The sequence below is a fragment of the Aurantimonas coralicida DSM 14790 genome (assembly GCF_000421645.1).
Classification (GTDB): domain Bacteria; phylum Pseudomonadota; class Alphaproteobacteria; order Rhizobiales; family Rhizobiaceae; genus Aurantimonas; species Aurantimonas coralicida.
In genome coordinates this window covers 133,298-150,088 of the sequence record NZ_ATXK01000009.1, presented here as the reverse complement: position 1 = coordinate 150,088, position 16,791 = coordinate 133,298, and the positions used below count along the sequence as shown (strand labels likewise).

Here is a 16,791-nt window from a genome sequence, read left to right as displayed (position 1 = left end):
CCCTCCATCATAAGGCTTGCGTAACGAACGCCGGCGATGAATTCAGACGATTCATCGCCGGCAAACGACTTTACGTGCAGTGCAGCAGAAGCTATGAGAACGATCGTTCGCTCTCAGATCCGGATGCTGCCCTTGCCCGCGACCACCCCCCTGCCCGACGGCTCCGCAATGACGGCCCAGGACCAGCGCCGCGTTCAGGTGCTGGCCGCCGCGCGGGCCTGTTTCGCCCGGGCCGGCTTTCATGGCGCGTCGATGCAGCAGATCTGCGCCGAGGCGAAGATGAGCCCCGGGGCGCTCTACCGGTATTTTCCGTCCAAGGACGCGATCATCGAGGCGATCGCCGAGGAAGAGCGGGGCAACGCCGCCAATTGCATGGCGCTGCTCGGCGGCCCCGGCAGCATCTTCGACCGCATCGTCGCCGTGGCGATGGAATATCTGCGCCAGACGCTGGATCCCGACACCGGCGGGCTGATGGTCGAGATCTGCTCGGAAAGCATCCGCAACACCACCATCGGCAAGCGTTTCCACGAGATCGAGCTGGAGGTGCGCCGGGCCTTTCGCGAAGCCCTGCAGCAGGCCCATGATCGCGGGGAGATCGCCGCCGACATCGATCTGGGCGTCGTCCTCACCGTGCTCCTGTCGGTCGGCGACGGTCTGGTGATGCGGCTGCAGATCGAACAGGACTTCGACATCGAAACCATCGAGCCGTATCTGCGGCGCATCGTGGAGGGCCTTCTGGCCCCCCGGCCACCCGCCACCGCTTGAATTCCGCGCCGCCCTGCGGCGGTCACCTGACCCGACATGGTCGGCGACGGACGTTCCATCAGGCGGGCCCGGCCCGCAAGAGATCGAGGCCTGCCATGTCCCTGCGTCCCCTCGCCCTTCTTCTGGCAGCCGCCGTCGCAGCCATGCCGGCCAGCGCCATGGCCCAGGATGCGCCGGCCGCGACCGCCGCGCTGCAGGCGCCCAGCGTCTCCGTCGTCGAGGCGAAGCGCCGCGAGATCGTCTCCACCGTCACCGTCACCGGCACGTTGCGGCCGCGCGAGACCGTCGTCGTCGGCAGCGACGTCGAAGGCCTGCGGATCGAGGCGCTGCTGGCCGACGAGGGCGATATCGTTTCAGCCGGCGATGTCCTCGCCCGGCTCGACACCGACATGATCGAGATCGGCCTCGCCCGCAGCCAGTCCCAGACCGCCCGCGCCGATGCCGCGATCGCCCAGGCCAAGAGCCGCATCGCCGAAGCCGAGTCCGTCGCGACCGAGGCCCAGTCCGCCCTCGCCCGCACGAGGCCGCTCGCAGAGAAGGGCATTGTCGGCCAGGACGTCCTCGACCAGCGCGTCTCGGCCGCCGCATCCGCCGACGCCGCGCTCGCCAGCGCCCGCCAGGGCGTCGCCGTCGCCGAGGCCGACCGGGCGCTGACCCTTGCCGAGCGGCGCGAACTGGAACTGCGCAAGGCGAAGGCCGAGATCAAGGCACCCACGGACGGGCTGATCCTGTCGCGGGCCGCCCGCCTCGGCAGCGTCGTCTCGGGGGCCAGCGGCAGCCTGTTCGAGATCGCCCGTGACGGTCAGATCGAGCTGGATGCCGAGGTCGGCGAGACCGTGCTGCGCCGGCTGGCTGAAGGGCAGGCCGTGACGGTCACCCTGGCCGGCGGCGGCGAACCGGTCACCGGCAAGATCCGCCTCGTCTCGCCCATGGTGGACGCGACGACGCGGCTCGGCCGCATCCGGGTCGCTTTGCCCGCCTCGTCCGAGCTTCGCACCGGCAGCTTTGCCCGCGGCGTGGTCGAGACGGACCGCTCCACCGGCGTCGTCGTTCCGCGCACCGCGATCATCGCCGATGCCGACACGGCCGTGGTGCAGGTGGTGCGCGACGGCACCATCGAGACCCGCGAGGTCACGCTGGGCATCACCACCGGCAGCGACGCCGAGATCCTCGAAGGGCTCGAGGCCGGCGACCAGGTCGTGGCGCTGGCCGGCACCTTCGTGCGCGACGGCGACGCGGTGACGGCCGTCGCCCTGAAGAGTGCGGAGGGCGAAGGATGAACTGGAACTTCTCCGCCTGGGCGATCCGCAACCCGGTCCCGCCGATCCTCCTGTTCTTCGTGCTGGTGGCGCTGGGCATCTCCAGCTTCATCAGCCTGCCGATCACGCGCTTTCCGAATATCGACGTGCCCGTCGTCGCCGTCACCATCACCGAATCCGGCGCCGCGCCATCGGAACTGGAGACGCAGGTCACCAAGAAGGTCGAGGATGCCATCGCCGGCATTTCCGGCGTCAAGCACGTCACCTCCACCATTACCGACGGCTCCTCGGTGACGGCCGCCGAATTCCGGCTGGAGATCGACACCGACCGCGCCACCAACGACGTCAAGGACGCGGTCGCCAAGATCCGCTCCGATCTGCCGCTGACGATCGACGAACCGGTCATCCAGCGCATCGAGGTCGAGAACCAGTCGATCGTCACCTATGCGGCGGCCTCGCCCGGCAAGACGCCGGAGCAATTGTCCTGGTTCGTCGACGACGTGGTCATCCGCGCCTTGCAGGGCCTCAACGGCGTCGGCCGGGTCGAGCGCATGGGCGGCGTGGAGCGCGAGATCCAGGTGCGGCTCGATCCCGACCGGCTGGCCGCCCTCGGCGTGACCGCCGGCGAGGTCAACCGGCAGCTGCGCTCGACCAATGTCGACCTGTCGGGCGGTCGCGGCGAATTCGGCGGCCAGGAACAGGCGATCCGCACCCTCTCTTCTGCCGACACGGTGCAGGGGCTCGCCGAGACGCGCATCTATCTGCGCGGCGGCCGGCAGGTGCGCCTCGCCGAACTCGGCGAGGTCGTCGACAATTGGGAAAAGCCGCGCTCCTTCGCCCGGCTCGACGGCCGGCCGGTCGTCGCCTTCTCGATCTACCGCTCCAAGGGCGCCAGCGACACGACCGTCGCCGACCGCGCCGCCGAGGCCGTGGCCAAGCTCGCCGCGGCCAATCCGGACGTCACCTTCTCCAAGATCGACGACAGCGTCACCTACACCTACGGCAATTTCGAATCCGCCATGGAGACCCTCGCCGAGGGCGCGCTCCTGGCGGTCATCGTGGTGCTGCTCTTCCTGCGCGACTGGCGCGCCACGGCCGTCGCGGCGATCACCCTGCCGCTCGCCGCCATCCCCACCTTCTGGGCGATGGACCTGATGGGCTTCTCGCTCAATCTGGTCAGCCTGCTCGCCATCACGCTGGTCACCGGCATTCTCGTCGACGACGCCATCGTCGAGATCGAGAATATCGAGCGCCATATCGGCATGGGCAAGAAGCCCTACCGCGCGGCCATGGAAGCGGCCGACGAGATCGGCCTGGCCGTCATCGCCATCACCATGACGATCATCGCCGTGTTCTCGCCGGTGAGCTTCATGGGCGGCATTGCCGGCCAGTACTTCAAGCAGTTCGGCCTGACGGTCGCGGTGGCGGTGTTCTTCTCGCTGCTTGTCGCCCGGCTTATCACCCCGATGCTGGCGGCCTATTTCTTCCACGCCCATGCTGTCGGCGGGCCGAGCTTCGGGCGGCTGCTGCGCCGCCGGCTGATGCTGCTGGCACCGCTGGCAGGTCTTGCCATCGGCGTGCTCTTCGCCATCGCCTTCCTGCCCTCGGCCGGACCGGACAATCCGGTGACCGGAGCACTCGGCCCCTATGCCGCCATGGTGCCGGCGCTGAGCTTCGATCAGGCGACGGAACTGTCGCTCTTCGTCATGGCCGGGGCCGTGGGGCTGGCGATCCTCCTCGCCTATCTGGGCATGCCGCACCCGACCGAGCAGAGCGACGGCCTGTTGATGCGGGCCTATACGCGCTTCCTGCGCGTGACCGTGCGCTGGCGCTGGATCACGCTGGCGGTCGGCATCGGCCTCTTCGCCCTGTCGATCGATGCGGTGAAATATCTGCCCACCGGCTTCATTCCCAAGGAAGACGCCTCGCGCATCGTCGTGTCACTGGAACTGCCGCCCGGCTCGACGCTGGAAACCACCCGCGCCGTCACCGACGACGCCGTCGCCTCGATCCGCGAACTGCCGGAGGTGCGCAGCGTCCTGGTGATCGGCGGCTCCAGTCCGACCGGCACGCTGGAGGTGCGCCGCGCCGCGCTGACCATCAACCTGACGCGCAAGTTCGAGCGCACCCGCAGCCAGGCCCAGCTCGAGCCGATCATCGACGCCAAGCTGGCGGCGATCCCCGACATCCGCTCCTATTACGTCAACGATCGCGGCGAGCGCGAACTCTCCGTCGGCATCCTGGGCGACGACGGCGCGAAGGTGTCCGCCGCCGCGGCCGACCTCGAAGCCCAGATGCGGCGCGATCCGATCTTCGCCAACCCGTCGGCCATGGCGTCCTTCGCCCGGCCCGAGATCCGCATCGTGCCGCGGCTCGACAAGGCCGCCGATCTCGCCATCGCACCCGACGCGATCTCCGAGACGGTGCGCGTCGCCACCATCGGCGACGTCGGGGCAAATCTCGCCAAGTTCAATGTCGGCACGCGGCAGGTGCCGATCCGGGTGGAACTGCGCGAAAGCGCCCGCCAGGACCTGTCGACCATCCGCAATTTGCGGGTGACGACCGGCACCGGCGCCTCGGTGCCGCTCGACAGCGTCGCCGATATCGGCTTCGGCCAGGGCCCCTCGACCATCGACCGCTACGACCGCGAGCGGCTGGTGAAGGTCGGCACCTCGATGGCGCCCGGCTACGAGATCGGCCAGGGCAGCGAGCGGATCATGTCGCTGCCGGCGGTGAAGAACCTGCCGCCCGGCGTGCGCATCCAGGAAGTCGGCGACGCCGAGATCCAGGGCGAGGTCTTCGCCGGCTTCGCCTCGGCCATGAGCGCCGGCATCATGATGGTGCTGGTCGTGCTGATCCTGCTGTTCGGCAGCGTCTTCCTGCCGCTGACCATCCTCGCCTCGCTGCCGTTGTCGGTCGGCGGCGTCGTCGGCGCCCTGCTCCTCACCCACACGGCGATCTCCATGCCGGTGGTCATCGGCATCCTGATGCTGATGGGCATCGTCACCAAGAACTCGATCATGCTGGTGGATTTCGCCGTCGAGCAGGAAAAGCACGGCATGCCCCAGACCGAGGCGATCATCGACGCCGGCCGCAAGCGGGCCCGTCCGATCATCATGACCACGCTGGCCATGGCGGCGGGCATGGTGCCGGCGGCCATGGCGACCGGCGAAGGTGGCGAGTTCCGCGCGCCCATGGCGATCGCGGTGATCGGCGGCCTGCTGGTCTCCACCGTCCTGTCGCTGATCTTCATCCCGTCGCTCTATACGCTGATGGACGATCTCAGCCACACGGTCGGCCGGCTGTTCCGCTGGCTGGTGCGGCCGAATGCCAGCGACGACGGTGACGCGACCGGCGAAGTCCCGGCCGCCCCCGCCCGTGCCGCCGCGGCGGACGCGACGCAAGATGAGCCGGACGCGCCGTCCTGGCGCCGGGTGACGGAATTCCCCCAGCGCGCCAAGGACGAACTGCCGGCGCCCAAGATGCAGCCCGCCGCCGAATAGTCCCGGCGGCGGCGGCGATCGGTATCAGCCGGCCTTGCCGTCCGAACCGGTCAGGCCGAATTCGGCGAAGACCGCGTCGGTGTCCTCGCCGAGTGCCGGCACGCGGCCGAACTCCGGCAGCTTTCCGTCGACGAGAAAGCCCGGCGCCAGCATCGTCACCGGCCCGGTCGGCGTCTCCACCGTCACCGTGCGGTTCTGGGCGTGGTGCTTGACGTCCTCCATGGTCGACAGGCGCCCATAGGCGATCTTCGCCGCTTCCAGCTTCTCGGCCATGGCGTCGCGGTCGAAGCGCGAGAACACCTCCTGGATGATCGCCTCCAGCGCCGGACGGTTGGCGACCCGCGCATTGTTCGAGGCGAAACGTTCGTCGGTGGCCAGATCCGGCAGCTCGAGCGCCCTGGCGCAGAGATTGGCCCATTCCCGCTCGTTCTGGATCGAGAACAGGATCGCCCGTCCGTCGGCGCATTCGAAGACGCCGTATGGCGCGATGGTCGGATGCGAGAGGCCGTTGCGCGGCGGTGTCTTGCCGCCATAGACATATTGCAGATACGGCACGTTCATCCAGTCCGACAAAGCGTGGAACAGCGACAGCGAGATGTGCCGGCCCTTGCCGGTGCGCTCGCGCACGAACAGCGCCTGCATGATCGACGACAGCGCCGTCATGCCGGCGGCGATGTCGCAGACCGAGACGCCGACGCGGGCCGGACCTTCCGCATTGCCGGTCACCGAGGACAGGCCGGTCTCGGCCTGCACCAGGAGGTCGTAGGCCTTCAGATGCGCGAAGGGGCCGTCGTCGCCATAGCCGGAGATCGCGCAGGTGATCAGCCGGGGGAAGCGTTCACGCAGTTCCGCCATGTCGAAGCCCAGCCGCGAAATGACGCCGGGGGCGAGGTTCTGGATGAACACGTCGGCCTCGCCGATCAGCACCGCCAGGCGCTCCCGGTCGGCCGGATCCTTCAGGTCCAGCCGGACCGATTCCTTGCCGCGGTTCAGCCAGACGAAATAGGCGCTCTCGCCATGGACGAGACTGTCGTAGCCGCGGGCGAAATCGCCCTCCGGCCGCTCGATCTTCAGGACCCGCGCCCCGGCATCGGCCAGCCGCCCCGAGACGTAGGGGGCGGCAACCGCCTGTTCGACGGAGACGACCAGGATGCCGGCAAGATCATCGTTCATGGGGCTCTCCGCAGGTTTCGAGCGACAGACAGGATGCGCTCGCACAAGGACCGTGACCGCCCTGAGCGACCGTTCCCACGGCGGTGACATCGTAAGGCAGGAAATGCAATAACCGGCCGCTCCGTCATCGATGCGACGCGACGCGGCCATAAGCGCCGGGTATGGGCGGGGACCGGCCGGGAGAGAACCGACATGCACGCAGCGCCGATTGCCGAAGCCGACTTCATCCGCTCCGTCGCCGACGCGCTGCAATACATCTCGGTCTATCATCCGCCGGACTTCGTCGCCCATCTCGCCCGGGCCCATGAGCGCGAAGAAAGCCCGACCGCGCGCAACGCCATGGCGCAGATCCTGGTCAATTCCCGCATGTCGGCGCTCGGCAAGCGGCCGATGTGCCAGGACACCGGCACCGTCAACGTCTTCGTCAAGATCGGCATGCAGGCGCGGATCGACAGTCGCCGTCCGCTGGCCGAGCTCGTCAACGAGGCCGTCGCCCGCGCCTACACCGACCCCGCCAATCCGCTGCGCGCCTCGATCGTCGCCGATCCGATCTTCGAGCGCCGCAACACCGGCAACAATGCGCCGGCCGTCACTCATGTCGAGATGGTCTGCGGGGACAGCGTGAAGGTCACCGTCGCGGCCAAGGGCGGCGGTTCGGAGAACAAGGCGCGCTTCGCCGCGCTCAATCCCGGCGCCTCGATCGTCGACTGGGTGCTGGAAACGGTCGAAGGGCTCGGGGCCGGCTGGTGCCCGCCGGGCCTACTCGGCATCGGCGTCGGCGGCACGGCCGAAAAAGCGATGATCCTCGCCAAGGAATCGCTGCTCGCCCCGATCGACATGACCGATCTTCTGGCCCGCGGGCCCGCCTCGATGCTCGAGGAGTTGCGGATCGAGATCTACGAGGCGGTGAACGCCCTCGGCATCGGCGCCCAGGGCCTCGGCGGCCTGACCACGGTGCTCGACGTCAAGATCGCCACCCATCCGACCCATGCCGCCTCCAAGCCGGTCGGGCTGATCCCGCAATGCGTCGCCGACCGGCATATGAGCTTCGTCCTCGACGGGTCCGGGCCGGCGACCTTTGTCCCGCCGTCCATCGATCTGTGGCCGCAGATCGCGCTGGCCGGTGCCGCCGAGACCCGCCGCGTCGATCTCGACCGGATTACCCCGCAAGAAGTGGCAGGCTGGAAGGCGGGAGAGACGCTGCTCCTGTCGGGCCGGCTCCTGACCGGCCGCGACGCCGCCCACAAGCGCATGGCGGCGATGCTGGACCGCGGCGAGCCGCTGCCGGTCGATCTGAGGGGTCGGGCCATCTACTATGTCGGCCCGGTCGATCCGATCGGCGACGAGGTGGTGGGCCCGGCCGGCCCCACCACTTCCACCCGTATGGACCCGTTCACGGACCAGATCCTCGCCGCGACGGGGCTTCTGGTGATGATCGGCAAGGCCGAGCGCGGTCCCGCCGCCATCGACGCCATCCGCCGGCACGGCGCCGCCTATCTCATCGCCGTCGGCGGCGCGGCCTATCTGGTGTCCAAGGCCATCCGCTCGTCCCGGCTCGTCGCCTTCGAGGATCTCGGCATGGAGGCGATCCGCGAATTCACCGTCGAGGACATGCCGGTCACCGTCGCGGTCGACGCGACCGGCACCTCGGTCCACACAACGGGCCCGGCCGAATGGCGCCGCCCGCAGATCCGCGTCGGCGGTGCGCCGGTCTCCGCCTGATCCGCGCGCTCGCGTTCACGCAATGGCGATTGCAGCCCTGGCCGAACTGGCGATAACGTCGCGCGGACAGGGATGAGGAGACCGCCGTATGAGTGACGCACCGACCGACGAGCCGCGCTGGAAGCACGACGGCGTGCGCGTCATCAAGGGCGACCGGCTGGATTCCAACACGGCGCAGACGCCCGGCATGTTCCGCCAGGCGGCGATCAACCATGCCCGCGTCGGGGCACAGAAGATCTGGGCCGGCACGGTGACCATCGAGCCGGACGCCAAGACCGGCGTCCATCACCACGGCGCGCTGGAAAGCGTCATCTTCGTCCTGCGCGGCAAGGCCCGGATGCGCTGGGGCGAGCGGCTGGAATATGTCGCCGAGGCCGAGGCCGGCGACTTCATCTTCGTGCCGCCCTATGTGCCGCATCAGGAGATCAACGCCGATCCCGACGCGCCGCTCGAATGCGTCCTGGTGCGCTCCGACAACGAGGCGGTGGTGGTCAACATCACCGATGTCGAGCCGGTCGAGCGTCCCGAGGAAGTCTATTGGGTCGATCCGATCCACAGCCATCCCGACGCCGACAGTAACGCGTCTTGAGCCGGTGCCGCGGATCGGCGACAAGCGCGATCAGATGACGGCTGGCATTGCCGCAGACCGGCAGCCCAAGCCCCCGCAGAGGAGACCCATTGATGGCCGACACTGACGAGACGACGCCGGCCGACGTCCTGGTCTTCGGCTCGCTGAATGTCGATCTCGTCTGCCGGGTAGCGAGCATCGCCCGGCCCGGTGAGACCGTGCTGGCGCCGCGTTACGAGCAGCTGTTCGGCGGCAAGGGCGCCAACCAGGCGGTCGCGGCATCGCGCATGATCGGCGGCGGCAACAGGGTCGCCATGGTCGGCGCGGTGGGCGACGACGTTCTCGGCCAGGCGGTGGCCGACAATCTGCGCGGCGAGGGCATCGATGTCGGCGGGCTGCAGACCGCACCCGAGCGCACCGGCTGCGCCTTCATCTCGATCGACGCGGCGGGCGAGAACGCCATCACCGTCGCCAGCGGCGCCAATGGCTGCGTGACCGCCGGGGCGCTGGCGCCCGGCCGGCTGGGCCCGCAGAGCATCCTCGTCCTGCAGATGGAGATCCCGCTGGCTGAATGCGTTGCGGCGGCAAGGGCCGCGCGGGATGCCGGCGCCCGCACGGTGGTCAATCTTGCCCCCGTGCCGCCGGATCTCGACGAGGCAGGCATGCTGCAGCTCATGGAACTGGCCGACGTGCTGGTCGTCAACGAGAGCGAATTGCGCGCGGCCGCCACGATCTGCGCGGTCGAGAGCGGCAACGCCTCCGAGCGGGCGCGCACCCTGTCCGAACGCCTGGACCTCGCCGTCATCGCCACACGTGGGTCGCGTGGCCTGATCATCGCCGACCGGAACCGGCCGGTGCGCTCCATCCCGGCAATGAGCGTCGAGATCGTCGACACCACCGGCGCCGGCGACACCTTTGTCGGCGTCTTCGCCGTGGGCCTGTCCGAAGGGCGCGCGCCGGACGACGCCGCCGAACGCGCCGCAATCGCCGCCTCCCTCGCCTGCCGCAAGCTCGGCGCCCAGTCGGCCATGCCGACCGCGGCGGAGGTCGAGCGCGCACTGGCGGAGCTCAAGCCATAGAACCGCACAGCCACGGGCGGCCGCCGACCTGCCCGGCAAACGGCCCTATCCGCCAGACCCCGACGGCAAGGCGCCGCATCATCGGCATCTCGGCGATCCTCGTCGCGATGTCCGCCATGCTGTCGCCAGCTTTTGCGGCCTCGACGCGGGTGGCCGTGGCCGCGAATTTCACCGAGGCCGCGCAGGAGATCGCCGCCGCCTTCACGGCCGCGACCGGCGATACCGCCGAACTCAGCTTCGGCTCGACCGGCACGCTCTATACCCAGATCTCCCAGGGTGCGCCCTATGAGGTGTTCCTGGCGGCCGATGCCGAGCGACCGGAAAAAGCGATCGCCGTGGGACTCGCCGTCGCCGGCAGCCGCTTCACCTACGCCACCGGCCGCCTCGTCCTCTACAGCACCGAGCCGTCCCGCGTGACGGGCGAGACCACGCTGACCAAGGGCGCCTTCGACCGGCTGGCCATCGCCAACCCCGCCACCGCTCCCTATGGCGCGGCGGCCGTGGCGGTGCTGCAGGCGCTCGGGGTTTACGAGGCGGTTCGGCCAAAGCTCGTGCAGGGCACCAGCATCGCCCAGGCCTACCAGTTCGTCGCGACCGGCAATGCCGAGCTCGGGCTTGTCGCGCTGGCGCAGGTCGCCGGCAAGCCAGACGGTTCGCACTGGCAGGTTCCGGCAGACCTGCATGCCCCGATCGACCAGGATGCCGTACTCCTTCAGACCGGGCGCGACAGCGCCGCGGCCAGCGCATTTCTGGACTTCCTGAAGAGCCCGGAAGCGGGCGCCATCATCCGCCGCTACGGCTACGAGACCGGAGCCTGACGGCTGATGTTCGATGGCGGCGACATCTGGACCCCGATCCTCCTGACCATCCAGCTCGCCGCGGCAACGACTGTGATCCTGCTTTTCCTCGGCACGCCGCTGGCCTGGTGGCTGGCGCGCTCGACAGCGCGGTGGAAGGAAATCGTCGGCACCCTGGTCGCCCTGCCGCTTGTGCTGCCGCCGACCGTCCTCGGCTTCTATCTGCTGATCGCGCTGGGGCCGGAGGGGCTCGGCGGCCTCCTCGGGCTGCGCACCCTCGCCTTCAGCTTCGAGGGGCTGGTGATCGGATCGGTGATCTATTCCATGCCCTTCGTCGTCCAGCCGATCCGCAACGCCTTCGAGGCGATCGGCGACCGGCCGCTGGAGGTCGCAGCCACTCTCCGGGCCTCGCCGCTTGATCGTTTCAGGACCATCGCCCTGCCCCTGGCGCTGCCCGGCTTTCTCACCGGCGCAGTGCTGGGCTTTGCCCACACGGTCGGCGAGTTCGGCGTCGTCCTGATGATCGGCGGGAGCATCCCCGGCGAGACCAAGGTGCTGTCGGTGGCGATCTACGACTATGTCGAGACCCTGCGCTGGGCCGAGGCTCATATCCTCGCCGGCGGCATGCTGGTCTTCTCCTTCCTCGTCATCCTGGCGATGACCCTGTTCGGCCGCCGCATCGGCCAGCCCCAGCCATGAGCGCCGAGGCCGAAACCGGGCCGGCCGGCCTCTCCGTCGCCCTGGCGGGACGTCTCGGCGCCTTCGCGCTCGACATCGCCTTCGCGGCGCCGGCGAGTGGCGTGACGGCACTGTTCGGCCCCTCCGGCTCCGGCAAGACCTCGGTGCTGCGCGGCGTCGCCGGGCTCGCCGCCTTCGACGGCCGCGTAACCGTCGGCGACGAGATCTGGCAGGACGCCGCGAGCTTTCGCCCGCCCCACCGGCGGGCCGTCGGCTATGTCTTCCAGGAAGCCAGCCTGTTTCCGCATCTCACCGTGGCGAAGAACCTCGTCTATGGCGCCCGCCGCAGCCCCGGCGGCGTCGATGCCACCCACCACGCCGAGATCGTCGAGCTTCTCGGGCTGGCACCGTTGCTTGCCCGCGCGCCGGCCGGCCTGTCGGGCGGCGAACGCCAGCGGGTCGCGCTTGGCCGCGCCATCCTGTCCCGCCCGAAGCTGCTGTTGATGGACGAGCCACTCTCGGCCCTCGACCGCTTCGCCAAGGACGAGATTCTCCCCTATTTCGAGGCGCTGCAGTCCGAACTCGCCATCCCCGTCCTCTATGTCAGCCACGACATCGCCGAGGTGGAACGGCTGGCCGACCGGATCGTCGTGATCGAGAAGGGCCGGGTCCGGGCCGCCGGCGCGCTCAATGCGGCGCTCACCGATTCCGGCCTCGGCTTCGTGCGCGATCCCCATGCGGCGGCAGTGCTGCCGGCCCGCGTCGTCGCCCACCACGCCGAAGACGCCCTCACCGAACTCGACCTCGGCGGCCAGCCGGTCTTCGTCGACGGCAGCGGCCCGCACGATGTCGGCGCGGCGCGGCGCCTGCGCATCGAGGCCCGCGACGTCAGCCTGTCGCGGGAGATCCCGACCCTGTCGACCATCTCCAATACGCTGAAGGTGCGCATCCTTGCGATCGAACCGGCCAATGCCGCCGATTATGCGGTCTTCCTGGCGCTGGAGGGGGCCGAACAGTTGAGCTTCGTCGCCAAGGTGACCCGCCGCTCGGCGCGCCGCCTGTCGCTGACGCCCGGCGACAGCGTCTTCGCGCAGATCAAGTCGGTCTCTCTCGCCACCGCCCGGGCAATCGGCGGCTGACGGCGCGCCGGCCTGTCGGACTTCTGAAAGTCACCGACCTGACCTAGGGTAGGGTCCCGAGCCGGAGGTCGAGCCAGAATGACTATGCAGGACAGGATCGCATCTCACCCCCTCGCCTATCCGGTCGCCTCGCGGCTGATGCACTGGGCCGTCGCGGTTCTCGTCCTGGCGGTCTGGCCGCTCGGCGCGGTGATCAGCGTGGTCAAGGACGACGCCAAGACCGGCTTCTACTTCTTCCACGAGTCGCTCGGCTTCCTGATCCTCTGGCTGATGCTGGCGCGCATGGCCCTGCGGCTGCTCTACCCGCCGCCGCCGCATCCGCCGATGCCGGTCTGGCAGGCGCGCATCGCCAATCTCGTCCACGGCCTTCTCTATGTCGTCCTGATCGTCCAGCCGATCGTCGGCTTCCTTGCCACCAATGCCTTCGGCTTCCCGCTCGACTGGTTCGGCCTCGGCACGGTCTGGAGCCCGGTCGGCAAATCAGACGATCTCGCCCCGATCCTGATGCAGGTGCACGAAATCCTGGCCTGGTCGATCCTCGCTTTGTTCGTGCTGCATATGGGCGGCGTCCTGCACCACCACATCCTGCGCCGCGACGCGACCTTGCACCGGATGATCTGACTGGCGAGGCCTGCGCTAGCGCGGCAGGGCCAGCACGTCGAGATGGCCGACGCGGCAGGTGCCGCGCCCGGCATTCTCCATCCGCATCTGCCGCCAGTCGGCAAGATCGGGCGTCGCGATCGTGCCGGTTTCCGCCACCGCATTCGCCATGCCGGCATCGAAGAGCCGCCGCAGCGGCGCCTCATCCGCGCCGAGACGCCATGGCGAGGACGCCGTGCGCACGGCGTATCCACGCGCCGCGAAGGCATCGGCAAGGGCCGGTCCCGCATCCGGTCCGAGCGCCGTGCCCAGCCCCTTGTCGCCGCGCTGATGGCGGTTGAACGCCGCCACCACCGCCGCATCGAGGCGATGTTCCTCGCTCCAGGCGACGCTACCGTCATAGCTGAGCGCGGCATAGAGGCCGGCCCCTTCGGCAACGAGCCGGTCGGCCAGCCGCTCGACGAAATCGCGCGAGGCAAGATCGAACAAAGCGGACGCCGTGACCAGCCGGACGCCGGACAGGTCGAGGGCATCGAGATCGGTCAGATCGGCCTGCACGGTCTCGACATTCTGCGTCGCCGCAAGCCGCCGCCCGGCCTCGGCCAGGAGCGCCGCATCGATGTCCACCAGCCGCCAGCGCAGGCGTGGCGCGTGGGGCGACACGGCGCGCAAGGTCGATCCGGTGCCACAGCCGAGATCGACGGCGAGCGGGGCGTCGCCGGCACCCTCCAGCCAGGCGACGGCGCCCTGCAGCAGGCCCGTGTCCCGCGCCGCCCCGTCGGCGGGCTCGCGAAGATCGAGCCAGTTGGTGTCGAAGCCGCTCATGCCATGGCCTTTGTCAGAACGTGTGAAAGTGTCCCGGCGCTCTCGCGCCATGACGGCAGCTTCTGTCCCGCCGCATAGGCCGCGTCGCCCATCGCGCGCCGCCGCTCCGGCCCGCTCAAGAGCAGGCGCAGCGCGTCGGCGATGCCGGCGACATCGCCCGGCGGCACCAGCACGCCGGCCGTCTCCGGCACGACCTCGGGCACCGCCCCGCCCGCACAGCCGACGATCGGCAAGCCGTGCGCCAGCGCCTCGGCGAACACCATGCCATAGCCCTCGTAGCGGCTGGCCAAAGCGAAGATGTCGGCCGCGGCATACTCACGGTCGATCGCGTCGCTTGCGCCGCACAGGGTGATGCGGTCGCCAAGCACCAGCTCGGCGATCTGTGCCATCAAGGCCTCGGCCGTCGCCGGATCGGCAGTCTCGTCGCCGACGATCCGGCAGTGCCAGTCGAGATCGCGGATGCCGGCCAGCGCATCCACCAGGGTCGCATGGTCCTTGCGGGCAATCAGGCTGCCAACCGACAGGATCGTCGGATTGTCGCCGCTGCCTTGCGCCCGCGCGGCCGCCTCGGTGCCGGGCACCACGACGGAGAGCCGGTCGTCGGCGACGGCAAAGTTGGCGACGAGCTCCCGCGCCGTGGTCGGGCTGGTCGTCACCACCTCCCGCGCGAAACCGAGGGCGCGCCGCTCGCTCGCCGCCAATCTAGCGGCCGTTGCGGGATCGAGCCCGGTTTCCAGCGCCAGCGGATGATGGATCAGCGCCACGAGACGCAGGCGTCCAGCCTCGGCTGCGGCGATCTCCGGCATCGCCCCGAAGGCCAGCCCGTCGACCAACACCAGCGCCCCGTCCGGCAGTCCGGCCAGGAGGCGCGCCGTCCCGGCGAGGACCGCGGCGTCCGGCTGCGGAAACCCGTCCGGCAGCCGCAGATGTTCGATCTGCCAGCCGAGGGCGCCGAGTTCGGCGATCATCCGCCGGTCATAGCCATAGCCGCCGCTGCGCGTCGCCAGATTGCCCGGAATCGCGAAATACAGCGTTCCGATCAAAGATCGGCCTCGTACCAGGCGCGCGCCACGTGGGATTCGTGCAGCTGGATCTTCAGGCGCTTCACCCGGGCCCCGCCGTCGCCGAGTTCCCCGGCGGCGATCTTCTCAGCGATCGCGTCGAAGAGATGCTTGGCCAGGAATTCCGTCGTCGTCACCTTGCCGGCGAAGATCTCGAGTTCGTCGAGGTTCTGGTAGTTCAGCGGCTTGACCACGCCGGCGAGGATCTCGGTCGCCAGGCCGATATCGATGGCGAGGCCATCCGCGTCGAGGCTGTCGGTGAAGAATGCCGCGTCGACGACGAAGGTCGCGCCGTGCATGCCCTGCGCCGGCCCGAAGACCGGACGCAGCAGGCTGTGGGCGATCATCATGTGGTCGCGGACTTCGACGGCGAACATGGGCAGGTCCTTTCGGGAAGCGGTTAGATGGAAGGTCAGTCGTAGCGGATGCGGTGGCACAGTGTCGCCGGGTCGGCGAGAATGCCGCCATAGCGCTCGGGCAGCTCAGTGAAGCGGGTTTCGCCGGAGACGAGACCGTCGAGGCGCGGATCGGCGAGCAGGGCCAGGGCCGTGGCCATCCGGCGGCCGAGGCTCCACCGGGCCCGGCGCTCGGGCGGTACATGGCCGACCTGCGAGGCGACGATCTGCAGGCGGCGACTGTGGAACGCTCCGCCCAGAGGCACGCTGACCGGGCGGTCGCCATACCAGCTCAATTCGACGATGCGCGCCTCGAAGCCCGCCGCTTCGATGGCGGTCGCAAGCCCTGCCGTGCTGGCGGAGGCATGGACGACCACGTCGCAATCGGCCGGCGCCTCTGCCGGAGAGGCGAAGCCGCAGCCAAGCATCTGCGCGATGGCGGCCCGCTCGGGGTTCAGATCGACGAGGCAGGTGTCGGTGCCGGGAATGCGGGCGGCCAGCCAGGCGACCAGCAGGCCGATGAGGCCGCCGCCGACGATGGCGACCCGGTCACCGGGCGCGATCTCTGCGTCCCAGACCACGTTGAGCGCGGTTTCCATGTTGGCGGCGAGCACCGCCCGTTCCGCCGGCACGTCGTCCGGAACCGGAACGGCCATCGCGGCGGGCGCCTGAAAGCGGTCCTGATGCGGATGCAGGCAGAAGACCGTCTGGCCGAGCCGTTCGGGCGGGCCGGCAACGATCTCGCCGACGGTCGAATAGCCGTATTTCACCGGAAACGGGAAATCCCCCGCCTGAAGCGGCGCGCGCATCCGCTCATGCTCGCTCTCCGGCACGTGTCCCGCCGCCACCAGCGCCTCGGTGCCGCGGCTGATCGCCCCGAACCGGCTGGCGATCTCCACCGATCCCACGGCGAGCCCGCCGAGTTCTTCCACGCGCAAATCCGGTCGATCCGGCCCTTCGAGCCAGAGAGCGCGACATATGGTCGTCATGGGCACAGTCGCCTTTCGATCGATCGTGGCTCGCCGGCAGCAGCGATGTCGGCGTCCCCGCGCTGCGCACACCGGCCTCGACGGGCCGGGTTGTCGCGCAAGTGGCTGAATTCGCAGCCGAGGCCGCGCGGCGTCAGCGGGACTGGTGAATCTGGAGAGAGGAACTAAATCCCCATGTGATCGGGTCAACAGGACTGCGACGGCTCGGCCGTTTCGCAAGGGGTGACGATCTATCCCA

The 16,791-nt window shown here is 69.4% G+C and carries 15 protein-coding genes; 10 read left to right on the top strand and 5 right to left on the bottom strand.

The features are described from left to right. Positions 1 to 123 precede the first annotated feature (123 nt). From H536_RS0117350 to H536_RS0117340, 3 genes are all read left to right on the top strand, one after another. On the top strand, positions 124 to 765 hold the full coding sequence (locus H536_RS0117350; protein WP_244877518.1) for a TetR/AcrR family transcriptional regulator: 642 nt from the start codon (positions 124 to 126) through the stop codon (positions 763 to 765). 95 nt (positions 766 to 860) lie between these two features. Next, on the top strand, positions 861 to 2,045 hold the full coding sequence (locus H536_RS0117345) for an efflux RND transporter periplasmic adaptor subunit (protein WP_024351670.1): 1,185 nt from the start codon (positions 861 to 863) through the stop codon (positions 2,043 to 2,045). Then, the gene (locus H536_RS0117340; RefSeq protein ID WP_024351669.1) at positions 2,042 to 5,527 is read left to right on the top strand and encodes an efflux RND transporter permease subunit; all 3,486 of its coding nucleotides are present in this window, start codon (positions 2,042 to 2,044) and stop codon (positions 5,525 to 5,527) included. The genes H536_RS0117345 and H536_RS0117340 overlap by 4 nt, the downstream gene beginning before the upstream one ends. A gap of 24 nt (positions 5,528 to 5,551) precedes the next feature. On the opposite strand, the gene H536_RS0117335 is transcribed toward H536_RS0117340, so the two are convergent. Continuing rightward, positions 5,552 to 6,700, bottom strand: coding sequence for a CaiB/BaiF CoA transferase family protein (locus H536_RS0117335; RefSeq protein ID WP_024351668.1), 1,149 nt, complete (start codon positions 6,698 to 6,700; stop codon positions 5,552 to 5,554). Between the two features lie 192 nt (positions 6,701 to 6,892). Between H536_RS0117335 and H536_RS0117330 the strand changes: the two genes are divergently transcribed. The 7 genes from H536_RS0117330 (at position 6,893) to H536_RS0117300 (ending at position 13,304) form a co-directional block, all read left to right on the top strand. After that, positions 6,893 to 8,422, top strand: coding sequence for a fumarate hydratase (locus tag H536_RS0117330; protein WP_024351667.1), 1,530 nt, complete (start codon positions 6,893 to 6,895; stop codon positions 8,420 to 8,422). Between the two features lie 88 nt (positions 8,423 to 8,510). After that, entirely contained in the window at positions 8,511 to 9,011 is a 501-nt protein-coding gene (locus tag H536_RS0117325) for a cupin domain-containing protein (RefSeq protein WP_024351666.1), read from the top strand. A gap of 92 nt (positions 9,012 to 9,103) precedes the next feature. Next, the gene (locus H536_RS0117320; protein WP_024351665.1) at positions 9,104 to 10,069 is read left to right on the top strand and encodes a ribokinase; all 966 of its coding nucleotides are present in this window, start codon (positions 9,104 to 9,106) and stop codon (positions 10,067 to 10,069) included. Between the two features lie 116 nt (positions 10,070 to 10,185). Continuing rightward, the gene (modA, locus tag H536_RS0117315; RefSeq protein ID WP_306302721.1) at positions 10,186 to 10,887 is read left to right on the top strand and encodes a molybdate ABC transporter substrate-binding protein; all 702 of its coding nucleotides are present in this window, start codon (positions 10,186 to 10,188) and stop codon (positions 10,885 to 10,887) included. A gap of 6 nt (positions 10,888 to 10,893) precedes the next feature. Further along, positions 10,894 to 11,565: a molybdate ABC transporter permease subunit gene (gene modB, locus H536_RS0117310; protein WP_024351663.1), complete on the top strand. Its 672-nt coding sequence runs from the start codon at positions 10,894 to 10,896 to the stop codon at positions 11,563 to 11,565. Next, on the top strand, positions 11,562 to 12,683 hold the full coding sequence (gene modC / locus H536_RS0117305) for a molybdenum ABC transporter ATP-binding protein (RefSeq protein WP_024351662.1): 1,122 nt from the start codon (positions 11,562 to 11,564) through the stop codon (positions 12,681 to 12,683). Before modB ends, modC begins: the two co-directional genes overlap by 4 nt. A 78-nt stretch (positions 12,684 to 12,761) precedes the next feature. Continuing rightward, entirely contained in the window at positions 12,762 to 13,304 is a 543-nt protein-coding gene (locus H536_RS0117300; protein ID WP_009208151.1) for a cytochrome b, read from the top strand. 15 nt (positions 13,305 to 13,319) lie between these two features. Here H536_RS0117300 and H536_RS0117295 read toward each other — a convergent pair whose 3' ends face one another. From H536_RS0117295 to H536_RS0117280, 4 genes are read right to left on the bottom strand one after another with little or no spacing between them, the layout of a single operon-like run. Next, the gene (locus tag H536_RS0117295; protein WP_024351661.1) at positions 13,320 to 14,108 is read right to left on the bottom strand and encodes a class I SAM-dependent methyltransferase; all 789 of its coding nucleotides are present in this window, start codon (positions 14,106 to 14,108) and stop codon (positions 13,320 to 13,322) included. Then, the gene (locus H536_RS0117290) at positions 14,105 to 15,151 is read right to left on the bottom strand and encodes a glycosyltransferase family 4 protein (RefSeq protein WP_024351660.1); all 1,047 of its coding nucleotides are present in this window, start codon (positions 15,149 to 15,151) and stop codon (positions 14,105 to 14,107) included. Before H536_RS0117290 ends, H536_RS0117295 begins: the two co-directional genes overlap by 4 nt. Beyond that, on the bottom strand, positions 15,148 to 15,546 hold the full coding sequence (locus H536_RS0117285; RefSeq protein ID WP_024351659.1) for a 6-pyruvoyl trahydropterin synthase family protein: 399 nt from the start codon (positions 15,544 to 15,546) through the stop codon (positions 15,148 to 15,150). The genes H536_RS0117290 and H536_RS0117285 overlap by 4 nt, the downstream gene beginning before the upstream one ends. 35 nt (positions 15,547 to 15,581) lie before the next feature. Further along, entirely contained in the window at positions 15,582 to 16,496 is a 915-nt protein-coding gene (locus H536_RS0117280; protein WP_244495458.1) for a zinc-dependent alcohol dehydrogenase, read from the bottom strand. Between the last annotated feature and the right edge of the window lie 295 nt (positions 16,497 to 16,791).

Bases quoted from the DNA above. Each gene is read 5' to 3' on its own strand.
- H536_RS0117340 (WP_024351669.1), top strand. From the start codon at position 2,042: ATGAACTGGAACTTCTCCGCCTGGGCGATCCGCAACCCGGTCCCGCCG.
- modC (WP_024351662.1), top strand. From the start codon at position 11,562: ATGAGCGCCGAGGCCGAAACCGGGCCGGCCGGCCTCTCCGTCGCCCTG.
- H536_RS0117330 (WP_024351667.1), top strand. From the start codon at position 6,893: ATGCACGCAGCGCCGATTGCCGAAGCCGACTTCATCCGCTCCGTCGCC.
- H536_RS0117325 (WP_024351666.1), top strand. From the start codon at position 8,511: ATGAGTGACGCACCGACCGACGAGCCGCGCTGGAAGCACGACGGCGTG.
- H536_RS0117285 (WP_024351659.1), bottom strand. From the start codon at position 15,546: ATGTTCGCCGTCGAAGTCCGCGACCACATGATGATCGCCCACAGCCTG.
- H536_RS0117345 (WP_024351670.1), top strand. From the start codon at position 861: ATGTCCCTGCGTCCCCTCGCCCTTCTTCTGGCAGCCGCCGTCGCAGCC.
- H536_RS0117335 (WP_024351668.1), bottom strand. From the start codon at position 6,700: ATGAACGATGATCTTGCCGGCATCCTGGTCGTCTCCGTCGAACAGGCG.
- H536_RS0117300 (WP_009208151.1), top strand. From the start codon at position 12,762: ATGACTATGCAGGACAGGATCGCATCTCACCCCCTCGCCTATCCGGTC.
- H536_RS0117295 (WP_024351661.1), bottom strand. From the start codon at position 14,108: ATGAGCGGCTTCGACACCAACTGGCTCGATCTTCGCGAGCCCGCCGAC.
- modA (WP_306302721.1), top strand. From the start codon at position 10,186: ATGCTGTCGCCAGCTTTTGCGGCCTCGACGCGGGTGGCCGTGGCCGCG.
- modB (WP_024351663.1), top strand. From the start codon at position 10,894: ATGTTCGATGGCGGCGACATCTGGACCCCGATCCTCCTGACCATCCAG.
- H536_RS0117350 (WP_244877518.1), top strand. From the start codon at position 124: ATGCTGCCCTTGCCCGCGACCACCCCCCTGCCCGACGGCTCCGCAATG.
- H536_RS0117320 (WP_024351665.1), top strand. From the start codon at position 9,104: ATGGCCGACACTGACGAGACGACGCCGGCCGACGTCCTGGTCTTCGGC.